The organism is Pseudarthrobacter sp. MOO13, from assembly GCF_058267655.1.
On the sequence record NZ_CM177848.1, the window covers coordinates 4,061,777 to 4,075,094 of the forward strand.

At 67.6% G+C, this 13,318-nt stretch carries 12 protein-coding genes; 6 read left to right on the plus strand and 6 right to left on the minus strand.

Translation table 11 applies throughout. The annotated features are described in order from the left end of the window. Positions 1–208: 208 nt before the first annotated feature. The 3 genes from AC4EEO_RS18635 (at position 209) to AC4EEO_RS18645 (ending at position 3,557) form a co-directional block, all read left to right on the plus strand. On the plus strand, positions 209–658 hold the full coding sequence (locus AC4EEO_RS18635; protein ID WP_133831393.1) for a helix-turn-helix transcriptional regulator: 450 nt from the start codon (positions 209–211) through the stop codon (positions 656–658). After that, a complete protein-coding gene (locus AC4EEO_RS18640; RefSeq protein ID WP_109044183.1) occupies positions 655–1,074 on the plus strand; it encodes a VOC family protein in 420 nt (139 codons plus the stop codon). Before AC4EEO_RS18635 ends, AC4EEO_RS18640 begins: the two co-directional genes overlap by 4 nt. Before the next feature lie 92 nt (positions 1,075–1,166). After that, complete coding sequence (locus tag AC4EEO_RS18645) at positions 1,167–3,557, plus strand: ATP-binding cassette domain-containing protein (protein WP_491339474.1); 2,391 nt, start codon at positions 1,167–1,169, stop codon at positions 3,555–3,557. An 82-nt stretch (positions 3,558–3,639) separates the two neighbouring features. Here the strand turns inward: AC4EEO_RS18645 and AC4EEO_RS18650 are convergent, their stop codons facing one another. Further along, positions 3,640–4,611, minus strand: a complete 972-nt coding sequence (locus tag AC4EEO_RS18650; protein WP_491328994.1) for an alpha/beta hydrolase — start codon at positions 4,609–4,611, stop codon at positions 3,640–3,642. A 56-nt stretch (positions 4,612–4,667) separates the two neighbouring features. On the opposite strand from AC4EEO_RS18650, the gene AC4EEO_RS18655 reads away from it, so the two are divergent. Continuing rightward, positions 4,668–5,240: an MOSC domain-containing protein gene (locus tag AC4EEO_RS18655; protein WP_018763337.1), complete on the plus strand. Its 573-nt coding sequence runs from the start codon at positions 4,668–4,670 to the stop codon at positions 5,238–5,240. A gap of 126 nt (positions 5,241–5,366) precedes the next feature. Here AC4EEO_RS18655 and AC4EEO_RS18660 read toward each other — a convergent pair whose 3' ends face one another. The 3 genes from AC4EEO_RS18660 to AC4EEO_RS18670 form a co-directional block, all read right to left on the minus strand. Continuing rightward, positions 5,367–6,725, minus strand: a complete 1,359-nt coding sequence (locus AC4EEO_RS18660) for an MFS transporter (RefSeq protein WP_133831396.1) — start codon at positions 6,723–6,725, stop codon at positions 5,367–5,369. 203 nt (positions 6,726–6,928) lie between these two features. After that, complete coding sequence (locus tag AC4EEO_RS18665) at positions 6,929–7,867, minus strand: NAD(P)-dependent oxidoreductase (RefSeq protein ID WP_491339475.1); 939 nt, start codon at positions 7,865–7,867, stop codon at positions 6,929–6,931. A gap of 77 nt (positions 7,868–7,944) precedes the next feature. Continuing rightward, complete coding sequence (locus tag AC4EEO_RS18670; RefSeq protein ID WP_018763349.1) at positions 7,945–8,148, minus strand: hypothetical protein; 204 nt, start codon at positions 8,146–8,148, stop codon at positions 7,945–7,947. Positions 8,149–8,453: 305 nt separating this feature from the next. Between AC4EEO_RS18670 and AC4EEO_RS18675 the strand changes: the two genes are divergently transcribed. Further along, on the plus strand, positions 8,454–9,797 hold the full coding sequence (locus AC4EEO_RS18675; RefSeq protein WP_285318894.1) for a glycosyltransferase family 87 protein: 1,344 nt from the start codon (positions 8,454–8,456) through the stop codon (positions 9,795–9,797). 28 nt (positions 9,798–9,825) lie between these two features. Further along, the gene (locus tag AC4EEO_RS18680; protein ID WP_018763351.1) at positions 9,826–11,082 is read left to right on the plus strand and encodes a glycosyltransferase 87 family protein; all 1,257 of its coding nucleotides are present in this window, start codon (positions 9,826–9,828) and stop codon (positions 11,080–11,082) included. On the opposite strand, the gene mptB is transcribed toward AC4EEO_RS18680, so the two are convergent. Then, positions 11,079–12,695, minus strand: a complete 1,617-nt coding sequence (mptB, locus tag AC4EEO_RS18685) for a polyprenol phosphomannose-dependent alpha 1,6 mannosyltransferase MptB (RefSeq protein ID WP_018763352.1) — start codon at positions 12,693–12,695, stop codon at positions 11,079–11,081. The genes AC4EEO_RS18680 and mptB overlap by 4 nt on opposite strands. 86 nt (positions 12,696–12,781) lie before the next feature. After that, positions 12,782–13,204: a MerR family transcriptional regulator gene (locus AC4EEO_RS18690; protein ID WP_018763353.1), complete on the minus strand. Its 423-nt coding sequence runs from the start codon at positions 13,202–13,204 to the stop codon at positions 12,782–12,784. Positions 13,205–13,318 lie beyond the last annotated feature (114 nt).

Here is a 13,318-nt window from a genome sequence, read left to right on the forward strand (position 1 = left end):
GGTGAATCAAGGGTTGGTTTCGCCGCGTGCCGGACCCGCGGGACCGCTCACATCCAGCTCTGCGTTGCCTCAAGCCCTGTTCGGGCGAGGACCTCATACGCTGGCCGGCGGCATAATCATACCCCGCACCCCGGAGCACTTTTGACGCCCGGTTCCCCGCCGCCGAAGAGGGTGGACAAGACCCCCGCGGCGTAGCACGATCGGAGCTGTGACCAGCAGTCCAGCCGCCGATCCCTACCTCCGGGAACTCACCCAACTCCGCCGCGTCAAGGACCGGATGGACCGGGAGTACGCGCAGCCGCTGGACGTTGAATCCCTCGCCAGGGACGTGCACATGTCCGCGGGCCACTTCAGCCGCCGGTTCAAGCTCGCCTACGGGGAATCCCCGTACAGCTACCTCATGACCCGCCGCATTGAACGCGCCATGGCGCTTCTCCGCATGGGGGACCTCAGCGTGACGGACGTGTGCTTCGCCGTCGGCTGTTCCTCGCTGGGTACCTTCAGCACCCGCTTCAGCGAACTGGTGGGGATGCCGCCCAGCGTCTACAAGCAGGAGGCAGCGAACTCGACGGCGGGGATCCCCGCCTGCGTGGCGAAGCAGGTCACCAGACCGGTCAGGAATCGAGAAGCGCCCGCCCCTGAGCCGTTACTAGCATGACTGCCATGGACATCAACATTTCCTCAACCTTCCTTCCCGCCACCGATCCCGACGCCTCGCTGGCGTTCTACCGCGACGCCCTGGGCTTCGAAATCCGCAACGACGTTGGCCGGGGCACCATGCGGTGGATCACCGTGGGGCCGGCCGGCCAGAAGGACGTCTCCATCGTCCTGCATCCGCCGGCGGTGGACCCCGGCATCACCGACGACGAGCGCCGCACCATCGCCGAAATGATGGCCAAAGGCACCTACGCCACGATCGTCCTCTCCTCCCCGGACGTGGACGCGGCGTTCGCCAAGGTGGAGGCGACCGGCGCCGACGTCGTGCAGGAACCCATCGACCAGCCCTACGGGATCCGCGACTGCGCCTTCCGCGACCCGGCCGGCAACACGGTCCGCATCAACCAGCAGCCTTAGGCATATAACCAGCAACGTATATAACGGACGACGCCGCGGGAGGCAGCCAGCGCAGCCTCCCCGCAGTGCCGCCCAGGACACAGGGGGACACCTTGAGCACCGACACCAGCACCGACGCCGCGCACACCGGAATGCATCTGGCCGACAGCCACGACCTCATCCGGGTCCAGGGCGCACGGGAAAACAACCTCAAGGACGTCAGCCTTGAGCTGCCCAAGCGGCGGCTCACCGCGTTCACGGGAGTATCCGGGTCGGGCAAGAGCTCCCTGGTCTTCGCCACCATCGCCGCCGAATCGCAGCGCATGATCAACGAAACCTACAGTGCGTTCGTCCAAGGCTTCATGCCCAGCCTGGCCCGGCCTGATGTGGACCGGCTGGAGGGGCTCACGACGGCGATCATCGTGGACCAGGAGCGGATGGGCGCCAACCCGCGGTCCACCGTGGGCACCGCCACGGATGCCAACGCCATGCTGCGGATCCTGTTCAGCCGGCTGGGCCAGCCCTACGTCGGGCCGCCCACCGCCTTCTCCTTCAATGTGCCCACCCGCAAGGCCAGCGGCGTCATGAGCACCGAAAAGGGGGGCCGGGTGGAAAAGAACGTGGTCCGCCAGGTGACCTACCTCGGCGGCATGTGCCCGAGGTGCGAGGGCATGGGCAACGTCAGCGACATCGACCGGACCGCCCTGTACGACGATTCGAAGTCCCTGGCCGAGGGCGCACTCACCGTCCCCGGCTACTCCATGGACGGCTGGTACGGCCGGCTGTTCGAGGGTATGGGCCTGCCCATGGACAAACCGATCGCTACGTTCACGGCGAAACAACTGGACACGATGTTGTACGCCGAGCCCACCAAGATCAAGGTGGAGGGCGTCAACCTCACCTTCGAAGGCATCATCCCCAAGATCCAGAAGTCCATGCTGTCCAAGGACGTGGAGGCCATGCAGCCGCACGTGAAGCGGTTCGTGGAACGGGCGGTCACGTTCGCCACCTGCCCGGACTGCGGCGGCACGCGCCTCACGCCGGAGGTGCTCGACTCGCGGATCAACGGCAAGAACATCGCGGACCTGTGCACCATGCAGATCAGCGACCTCGCGCAGTGGATCCGCGGCCTGGACGAGCCCACGGTGCGCCCGCTGCTGGCCGGGCTGCGGGACCTCCTGGATTCCTTCGCGGAGATCGGCCTGGGCTACCTGTCACTGGACCGTCCGGCCGGCACCCTGTCCGGCGGCGAAGCGCAGCGGACCAAGATGATCCGGCACCTGGGCTCGTCCCTCACCGACGTCACCTATGTCTTCGACGAGCCAAGCATCGGCCTGCACCCGCACGACATCGAGCGGATGAACACGCTCCTGCTGCAGCTGCGGGACAAAGGCAACACCGTCCTGGTGGTGGAGCACAAACCGGAGATGATCGCGATCGCCGACCACGTCGTCGACCTCGGTCCGGGCGCCGGTGCCGGCGGTGGTGAGATCGTCTACGAGGGCGACGTCGACGGGTTGCGTGCCAGCGGCACCATCACCGGGCGGCACCTGGGTGACAAGTCCCGGCTGAAGGACTCGGTCCGGGCGGCCCGCGGCGCGCTGGAGGTGCGCGGCGCCTCCACCAACAACCTGCGCGACGTGGACGTCGACGTGCCGCTGGGGGTGCTGTGCGTGGTGACGGGCGTGGCGGGGTCCGGCAAGAGCTCGCTGATCCACGGCTCATTGGCGAAGCGTGACGGGGTGATCGTCATTGACCAGGGCGCCATCAAGGGGTCCCGGCGCAGCAATCCGGCCACCTACACCGGGCTGCTGGAACCCATCCGCAAAGCCTTCGCCAAAGCCAACGGGGTCAAGCCCGCGCTGTTCAGCTCAAACTCCGAGGGCGCCTGCCCCACCTGTAATGGCGCCGGCGTGATCTTCACCGAACTCGGCGTCATGGCCACGGTGGAGTCCACCTGCGAGGAATGTGAGGGCCGCCGGTTCCAGGCCGCCGTCCTGGAGTACACCCTGGGCGGGAAGAATATCGCCGACGTCCTGGACCTGTCCGTGGACGCGGCGCTGGCGTACTTTGCCGACGGCGAGGCCAAAACGCCCGCGGCGCACAAGGTCCTGGAGCGGCTTGCCGACGTCGGGCTGGGCTACATCACCCTGGGCCAGCCACTGACCACGTTGTCCGGCGGCGAGCGCCAGCGGCTCAAGCTCGCCTCGCAGATGGCCGAGGCCGGGGAGATCTACATCCTGGACGAGCCCACCGTCGGCCTGCACCTGGCCGACGTCGAACAGCTCCTTGGCCTGCTGGACCGGCTGGTCGGCTCCGGGAAATCCGTCATCGTCATCGAGCACCACCAGGCGGTCATGGCGCACGCGGACTGGATCATCGACATCGGCCCGGGAGCCGGGCACGACGGCGGCTCGATCGTTTTTGAGGGTACGCCGGCCGATCTGGTGGCCGGCCGGGCCACGCTCACCGGGCAGCACCTGGCGGCCTACGTCGGAGCTTGATCCGGGCGGTGCCGGCGGTTGCGCCTGCCGGCGGTTGCGCCTGCCGGCGGTTGCGCCTGCCGGTGGTTGAGTCTGTCGAAACCTAGCTCCGCTGGAGCTGCCCCAGGAAGGACACGGTAGCTGCAGCGATCTGCTGCTGCGCTGCCTGCCGGCTGATACCGGGTTCGCCGTCACCGGGCTGCGCCCCGTAGTCGCCAAAGAACGCGTGCACCCCGCCCTGGACCGCGGCGAACTCCGTATCCACGGGGAGGAGGTCCCGGGATGCCTGGATCTTGGCGGGGGTGCTGAGTCCGTCCTGGCTGCCGGAAACGGACAGGACGGACAGGCCGGTCCGCCCGCGCAGGGATTCGATCGGGTAGGAAGCGTAGAGAACCAGCCCGCTGACATCGGTGTTGGCCAGGGCGAATGACGATGCTGATACCCCGCCAAGTGAGTGGCCGCCCACCGCCCAGGTCCTGATGTCCGGGTTGTCGGCCATGGCGCTCCTGGCCTGGCTTCCGTCCAGCAGGCTGAGCCCCAGCGGTTCCTTCAGGATGACCACCCGGTATCCGGCCCCCACGGCGGGGGCCAGGATGTCCTGGTACGCCTTGGCGTCCACCCGGGCACCCGGGTAGAAAACCAACCCCTTGGTGGCAGTCCTGCCCTCCGGTGACATGGTGATGGCGGTGGCTGACTCGGTGACGGCGAGGTCCGACGTCGGGCCCGCCTCCGCTGCCTGGCCCGGCTGGTAGGCAAAGGGGCTTAGCCAGGCCAGGCCGGCGGCGAGCGCCAGCACGGCGATCCTGCCCGCCCAGGCGCCGACGGCCCGGACACGGGAGCGGGGCCGCGGAACATCGCGGCGCACCCACAGCAGGATGGCCCAGACGACGCCGGACGCAGCCGCCGCCAGCAGGAGGCCCGGCAGCAGGGGGTGTCCGCCCAGGACGGCGGGATTGCCGGCAAGCATCCACGCGGGAACCAGGATGAGGGCGGCGGCACAGGCCACCGACGCCCAGAAGAGGACGGTCCTGTGCCTGGCGGGCAGAACCCGGGCTGCGGTTGGTGAGGTATCCATGGGTCTGATCTTTCCACCGGGCGGCCGGATTGCGGGGAACGGCATACGCTGGCGGTATGGCTGAAAGCTTCCGGTACGACGTCGAGATCCTGCACCTGCTGGTGTCCCCCGCGCACGCCTACTTCGGCCGTGCCCGGGACGGTGCCGCCGATGTTCCGACCGAAGATGCTGCGCAGGCTGAGGTGGTGGCCGGGAAGGGCATCGTGGGCGACCGGTTCTTCGGCAAGGCCGCCCACATGGACGCAGCGGTGACCCTGTTCGCCGTCGAATCCCTTGAGGCGATCGCCGCCGAGCTGGGCTCGCAGCCGTTCGATCCCCTGCTGACCCGGCGGAACGTGGTGCTCCGCGGGGCGCAGCTGGCGCCGCTGCTGGGCCACGATTTTGCGCTGGAGTCCGGCGGGGACGTGGTGGAGTTCCATGGCGGCAGGCATGCCCAGCCCTGCGCGTGGATGGACGGGATGCTCGCCCCGGGCGCCCACCCGGCCATGCGCGGCCGCGGCGGCATCCGGTGCCGCGCCCTGACCGGCGGGTTCCTGCACCGGGGCCCTGCCGTGCTGGCCAGTCCGGTGCCGCTGGATCCGGGCCGGGCCGGGGAGTCGAGTTTCCTGCGGCCGTCGCGGCTTCCCTAGTAACGCGTACGACGGCGTCACGCACGGCACGCTTTCGGCCCGCCATCGGCGGGGAAGCCCCGGAATCCCGGCCCACCGCCGTCGTCCGCTGCCTGAAAGCGTGCCCTGCGTGACGCGGGTGCGGCCTCAGCTGGCTTTTTGCCCCTCGAGGTCCTCAAGCGACTTGCCTTTCGTGTCCGAGGACATCAGGGTGGCCACCGCGGACACCAGGCAGATCCCCAGCGTGGTCAGGCCGATGGTGAGCGGCACGTTGGTGGAACCGGGAGGAGCGATCGCGGTAAAGATGCTCGGGAAGAATGAAGCGATCATCAGCCCGATGTTCTGCGAGACGGCGAAGCCGGTGACCCGGATCCGCATGGGGAACTGCTCCTGGAAGAACGTGGCGAAGGTGGCGTTCCACATCTGGAAGAAGATGCCCTGCACGATCACGACGCACACGAAGACCAGCGGCAGGCTGCCCTGCTGGATCGCCCACAGGTACCCGGTGACCAGTACGCCGCCAATGACCCCGCCGGCCGCCATGAGCATCCGCCGGCCGATCCGGTCGGACAGTGCACCGAAAAACGGGATGGTGATGACGGCAGCAATGTTGGCTACCAGGGTCACCCAAAGGAACTCGCTGCTGGAGAAGCCGTTGCCGTAGCCCTTCTGGGTGGCGTAGGAGACGCCGAAGATCAGGGTGGCCATGCCGATCACGTTGGTGAACGTCATGGCGACGCAGCGGACCAGGACGCCGGGGCGGGTGCGGAGGAGTTCGATGAGCGGGAAGCGCTGCTTGGCCGGGGCTGCTCCGGACTGCGCGGCGTACGCAGGGGGTTCGGTCACGCGGCGGCGGATCAGGTACCCGGCCAGGATGACGACGGCGCTGAGCAGGAACGGGATGCGCCAGCCCCAGGAGCTGAACTGGTCCGCCGGGAGGAGGGCGGCGAGCGGGAGGAGGACGGCGGTGGCCAGGATCGAGCCCACCTGGGTGCCCTGCAGGCTGAAGCTGGCGAAGAACCCGCGCTTTGCGTCAGGGGAATGCTCCACGATCATGGCGCTGGCACCGCCCAGTTCACCGGCAACGGCGAAACCCTGGATGAGCCTGAGGATCACCAGCAGAGCGGGCGCCAGGAGGCCCACCTGGCCGTACGTGGGGAGCAGGCCAACAGCGAACGTCGCGAAGCCCATGAGCAGCATCGCGAACACGAGCACTTTCTTGCGGCCGTGCCGGTCACCATAGGCGCCGAGCACCACGGCGCCGATGGGACGGGAGACGTAGCCGACGGCGTAGGTGGCCAGGGAGGCGATGATGGCGACGGTGGGGTTCCCGGACGGGAAGAAGATGGCGGGGAAGACCAGGGTTGCCGCCAGGGAGTACAGCGCAAAGTCGTAGTACTCGAGGGCGCTTCCGATCCAGCCGCTCATCGCGGCCTTCCTGGGGTCCCGAACCCCGGCTCCAGCCCCTTGGCTGGTGAGGGGCGCGCGGGTGGGGGTGGTGCTCATGTGCTTGTCCTTCGTCTTCATTGGCAAGGAACCGGAACCGCTGGTCGTCAGCAGGATTCAGGGTTTGGTGTGCTGCGCCGGAGCCGGATCGGGGCAGGAGCGGCAACTCTTGAATCGATTCATCCAATATAGAAGGTGACGCGGATAACGTCAACGGCAAGCGCTATCCCGCGCGGCTGGGGCGCTTTGGAACGGAGCTCCTGCTACCGGCTGGCGTGATAAGCGGCGGCCATGTCCTGCTTGGCGCGGCCCTGGTCCGCCACCCGGTCCAGCCGGGCGGCAGCCGCCTCGGCTCCATCGAGTTTCAGGCCTTCGGCCGCGGCGGCATCGACAATGAGGTGGGCGTCCTTGCGGGCGGTGTCCACGGCGAAGGACGCCGGCTCCAGCCCGTCGTCAAGGATGAGTCCCATCTTGGTGCGCAGGTAGGGCAGGTCCAGCGGACCGCCGTCGAGCACGTTGAGGAACTGCCCGGGATCAACGCCCAGCGCCTGGGCAAGCGCAACCACCTCGCCCGCGGCGTTGGAGGCGGCAATGACCCAGCTGTTGACCACCAGCTTGAGCCGGGCGGCCGAACCCTTGGCGGGGTCCTCGCCGGTCCAGAGGGTGCGGGCGCCGATGGCATCGAGGACCGGCGCTACGCGGGGGCGGATGGCTTCGGGGCCGGCGGCGAGGACCAGCAGTTTGCCCGCCTCGGCGGGCGCGCGGGTGCCGGAGACAGGTGCTTCCACCAAGTCCAGGCCGAGGTCGGCGGCCAAGGCGGCGAGAGCGGGAACGTCCTGCACTCCCACGGTGGCGGACTGGATCCAGGCCGTGCCGGCGCGGATGCCGGGCGCCGCCTGCCGCATGACCTGCGCCACCGCGGCGGCGTCGTACAGCATGGTGAGGACAACGTCGGCGGCTTCCACCGCGTCGGCGGGGCTGGCCGCCCGCAGGGCACCTTCGGCGGCGAGCGGCTCAGTTTTGGCCGGATCCCGGTTCCACACCGACACCTTGTGGCCGGCCCGGAGGAGGTTGCGCGCCATGGCCGCTCCCATGATTCCGGTCCCCAGCACCGCCACGCTCATCGAGTTATCCGAGTTATCCATGCGTCTATTCTCCTGACCCTGCCCTGCTCTCAGGGCAGACGAACAGCAGGTACCCATGCCGGGATGAGCCCAAACGCGGGAGAACGCGCGTCACAAACGGGAGCGGCGCCGCTGGATTGGCGGCAAAGAAGCGGCTACCAGGCCTGGTGTTCCCGGGTGAGGCCGAAGGGGACCGCCTCGCTGAGGGCAACGGTGAATTTGTCCACGCCGTGCCGGGTGACGAGGATACCGTGCCGCTTGCCGGTGAGGGCGTGGGCCTTGGCGGCTGCGACGGCGGCGTCGAGTTCGCTGTCCATGCTCTGGCGGTCGGACACGGTCAGGGTCAGGGGGAAGTTCATTGAATGGCGCCTTATGTCTTTCGTGGGGTTGGGGTGGTCATTCGACGCCCTGCGCTCCCCCTGGCTGCATAGGCGGTAGGCACTCACGTGCCTCGCACCATGGTGCCTGAGCAAATAAGTGCCAGCAACTTTAGATAAAGGCCGCAGGTCAGGCGCGTGGAGTCCCTGGATTGTCCTGACAATTATTGGCGGAGATGCGCCGTGAATTAGAGTTGAACGGGACTGGAACCCGAAATCCAAGGCCTCCAATCTCCATGAGACCCGCTTCGGGGCATGACCCGAGCCATTTTGCGCCGCCGCTGACAGTGCAACGACCTGACAAGGAATCCGCCATTTCCACCGACGCTCTCTTCGGCAACCTCACCCGGATCCGCGACGTCATCCTCCCGGCGAGGGTGCGTACGGCGTTGAACAGCGGGCGCGGACTGCTGGGCGGCTTCATTGTGGTGCACCTGGTCTTCCTGGTGTTCGGCGCATCCTTGTCCCTGCGCGGTGAAGCTTTCAGCGACACCTTCATTTACCGCGAGTGGGCCATGGCCGGCTTCAACGACGCGAACCTCTCCGGCGGCCCCAGCCCCTGGGTCTACCCCATCCTGGCCTTGATCCCCATGGCCATAGCGGGCGTGGCGGGACCGGGGCCGTTCTTCTTCCTCTGGGTCCTCATGACCACGCTCCTCAACGGCTGGGCGCTGCTGAAACTCACGGAGCGGGGCCGCAACACCAACGCCATCCCCGCCGGCTGGTGGTGGCTGGCCTTCACGTTCCTGATGGGCTGGCTGGGATTCGCCCGCGTGGACGGACTCACCGCCCCGCTGGTCCTGGTAGCCCTGGCGTACGGGGTCCAGCGCCCGTTCGTGGCCTCGGTCCTGCTGGCCATCGGCACCTGGGTGAAGGTGTGGCCGGCAGCCATCATGCTGGCCCTCTTCGCGGTGGTAAAGAACCGCCTGCTGGTGGTGCTGGCAGGAATCGCGACGACGGCGGGCGTCGTGGCGCTGGCGGCCGCCCTGGGCAGCGTTCCCAAGCTCCTGAACTTCCTCACGCAGCAGGGCGACCGTGGCATGCAGCTTGAGGCCACCTTCACCACGCCTTGGCTCTGGCTGTCCGTCCTGAACGCGGGCGGTTCCCGGATGTACATGAACACGGACATCAACTCCATGCAGGTGGACGGTCCGGGCACCGCCACCATGTCCTTCCTGATGCAGCCGCTCCTGGTCCTGGCCGCGCTGCTGGTGGCAGGCCTTGCGTTCTGGGCGCTGCACAACGGCAAGCAGCACAAGGTGGCCGGCGGTGTAGACCGCACCGAACTGCTTCTCGCCGGCGCCCTCGCCCTGGCCGCCGCCTTCGTGGTCTTTAACAAGGTGGGCTCCCCGCAGTTCATGGTGTGGCTGGGACCTGCCGTCGCCGTCGGCCTGGCGCACAGCTGGCGCGAATGGCGCGTCCCGGCGGCGATGCTGATCGCCATCGCCGTGGCCACGTACTTCATCTACCCGCTGTTCTACGACGCCCTCAGCCACAACAACCCGTGGATGGCCCTGGTCCTGACCATCCGCAACGTCCTGCTCGTGGTCCTGTTCCTGTGGAGCGTCCGGCGCCTGTACTCCCTGGGCAGGAAGACCGCAGCACCCGCCCCCGCGCTCAAGGAGACCTGAGATTTCCACGAGGTTCTTTGACCGCCTGGTGACGGTCCGCAGCAAAGTCCTCCCGGCCACGGTGGTGGACTGGTTCGCCCGCCCGTCCAGCGTCTGGTGGGGCTTCGCCGTCGTGCACCTGTATTTCCTGGGCTGGATGGCGTCCTTCTTCCTGAACGGCAATACGTTCAGCGACACCGAGCAGTACCGGCAGTGGGCGATGGCCGGCTACAACCCGGCGGACCTGACCGGGAAGATCAGCCCCTGGGTCTACCCGGTGCTGGCGCAGATCCCCATCTTCCTTGCCAACATCGCCGGGCCCGGCCCCTACCTGCTGGTCTGGTTCCTGATCATCACGGCGCTGAACGCCGTCGGACTGCTCTACCTGACCCGCGGACCGCGGACCGTCACCGGTGTTGCCCCGGCCTGGTGGTGGCTGTTCTTCACGGTCTTCATGGGGTACCTCAGCTTTGCCCGGGTGGAAGGGATCACCGCCCCGATCGTCCTGATCGCGCTGCTCTATGTGGCGGAACGGCCCGTGGTGGCAGGCGTCCTGCTCAGCATCGCCACCTGGATCAAGGTGTGGCCCGCAGCCGTGCTGGTGCCCATCGTGATCGCCAGCCACAAGCGTGTCCAAGTGGTGCTCGCCGGCGCCGCTGTGACCGCCGTCGTCGGCCTGGGAACCTGGCTGACCGGCGGCCTGCCGCACATCATGGATTTCCTCACCAACCAGGGCGAGCGCGGCATGCAGCTCGAGGCCACGTTCTCCACCCCCTGGGTGTGGCTCAGCGTCTTCCACATTGCCGGCTCGAAAATGGCGGACAACACCGCCATCAACTCCACCGAGGTCTACGGGCCGGGGGCCGACGTGGCCGCGTTCCTGATGCAGCCGCTGCTCATCCTCGCCGCCCTTGGCGCTGCCATCCTGCTGGTGCGTGCCCTGCGGCGCGGCGCCGAGCGGGAAGAACTGTTCCTCGAAGGCGCCCTGATGATGGTCACCGCGTTCATCGTCTTCAACAAGGTGGGCTCCCCGCAGTTCATCATCTGGCTGGCACCGGTGATCATCGCCGGCCTCACCCACGACTGGGATCGTTGGAAGGTCCCGGCAGCGTTGCTGATGGGCATCGCCATGACCACCTTCGTGATCTACCCGCTGTTCTACACGCCGCTCATCCACGCCCACCCGGTCATGGCGGCCATCCTCACCACCCGCAACGTGCTCCTGGTGGTGCTGCTGTGGTGGTCGGTGAAACGCACCGCGGAGCTGGGCCGGAAAACCGCCGCGCAGGTACCGGCAGGAGCCTAGGGCGCCTCGGAGCGGTCGACGGCGGCGCGGGCTTCAGCCCGTCGCGCAGCCCGACGTTCCACCGCCCACGTCCACGCCCGCCGCGCCACATCCAGCGGCCTGCCTTCGATCAGCAGTTTCCGGGTGTGGACATCCAGGACCAGCAGGTAGAACGTGAAGGCCAGGGCGGTGAAGAATGCCAGGGACGAGGCGTCGATGGGCAGCTCCACGAAGGACCAGACCGAAAGCTGGTCCTGGGCGCCGAACACCACGAAGAACGTCACGCCCACGTACAGCGAGCGGATCTGCCAGTCGTCCCGGATGCCGGTGACGGCCAGAAACGGCAGGAACCACAGGATGTACCACGGCTGGATGATGGGGGAAAGCATCACGACGGCGGTGAACGCCAGGGCCATCCGCCGCACCGCCCGCGAGTAGTCGCCGCGGAACATCAGCAGCAGGACCAGCCCGATGGCCGCCCACTTCATGCCGGTCCGCAGCAGGGTGGCCAAGGTTCCGCCCGGCAGGCCCAGGGCGTTGGCCAGCATCTCCACCTGCTGGCCCAGGAAGCCGGAGGGGGAATAGCCCGTATAGCCGGGGGTGGGGTCCATGATGGCCCAGGTCCAGCCGATGCCCAGGTTGAACGGGATGCCGCTGAGAGCCAGGACGCCAAAACTGATGCCCGCCGTGGCCGCCCACATGAGGAACTTCCGCGGCCAGGTGGCGCCCGGGCCCGCCCACATCAGGCCGATGAACGGCAGCAGCAGCACCGTGATGGGCTTGATGCCGATTGAAGCGGTCACCAGGAGGATGCCCAGGAGGTAGCGGCGGGTGGCGGCCAGGTACACGCCGGCGACGGCGAGCCCCACCATGAGCGCGTCGTTGTGCGCGCTGGCGATGAAGCTGATGAGGAACAGCGGGTTGGCCACGGAGACCCAGAGTGCGCGCGCCCCGTTGATGCCGTGCAGCTCGGCGAGCTTGGGCACGTAGATGACGCAGAGCAGCACGCCGACGCCGGCCAGCAGGCGGAACAGCAGGACGGATGCGTCCGGTTGGGCACCGGTCAGTCCCACCACCCCGCGGGCCAGCCACAAGAAGTAGGGGCCGTAGGGTGTCCGGTTTTCCGCCCAGGCGGGGTCGGCGCCAAGCGCGAACCAGTTGTTGAGGGTGGAGATGCCAACCTCGTAGGGGTTTTGGCCTTCCATCACCAGCCGGCCCTGGCCCGTGTAGGCGTAGACGTCGCGGGAGAAGACCGGGACACAGAACAGCAAGGGCAACGACCAGGCGGAGATGGCCACCACCACGGACCGCAGCGACGAATGGCCCCAGTCCCCCAGCCGCTGGCCCAGCCGGAGCCAGGAGCGCATCAGCAGCATGGCCCCGGCGGTCAACAGGACGGTGGAGACCGCCACTCCCCACCCCTCGGTGCGGAGCGCGATCACCACGGGCTGGCGGATCATGGGCGAGCCGTTGGCAATCCAACCCGTGCCGATCGAACCGACGAACATCATCAGGGCGCCGATGAAACCTTCAATGGTTGCCAGGTAGGCGCGGCCCTTGGCAGGCACGGAAGCATCGGCCGGTTCGCCCGGCCGGCTGTCCGATGTCCTGAGGTGTGACCCGCCTGCCGTCATGATGTGTGTGGTCCCCTACCTTGTTACGGCCCTGGCTCAACCAGCTTCAAGGCCGCCCTGCAACCCGGCCATTTTATCAGCCATGCTTATTGCTGCCCCGGGCCATCCTGCCGGGCACGAAGCAGCGCAAGGAATTCGTCGGCCATGCCAAGTTGTTCCTCCAGCTTGGCCCGGCGCCGGGCAGCCTCCTCGATGAATTCGTTCAGTTCGGACCTGACACTTGCGTCCTCCACGCCCGGTTCGGCCGCCTCCAGCGCGTCGATGACCCGCAAGAGGCCGGACATGGCCTCGAGCGTGAACCCCAGTGGCTTCATCCGGCGGATCAGGAGCAGGCGCGTGAAGTCACGCTCGGTGTACAGGCGGAACCCGCCTTCGGTGCGCCCCGACGGTTTGAGCAGCCCAACCTCGTCGTAGTGGCGGATGGTCCGTAACGACATTTGGGAACGGTCGGCCAGTTCCCCGATATGCATCGTGGCCACCACTTCTTCAGCGGTCATTTCGTTCACCATCACGTCACCAATCCGGCCCAACCCTCACGTTAGGGTAGTGTTGCAGATGCAGCCGAGAGTTCCCGGCGCATTCTCTCTCCATCCCCATTGTCTTCCATGACCGGGCTGGATCCG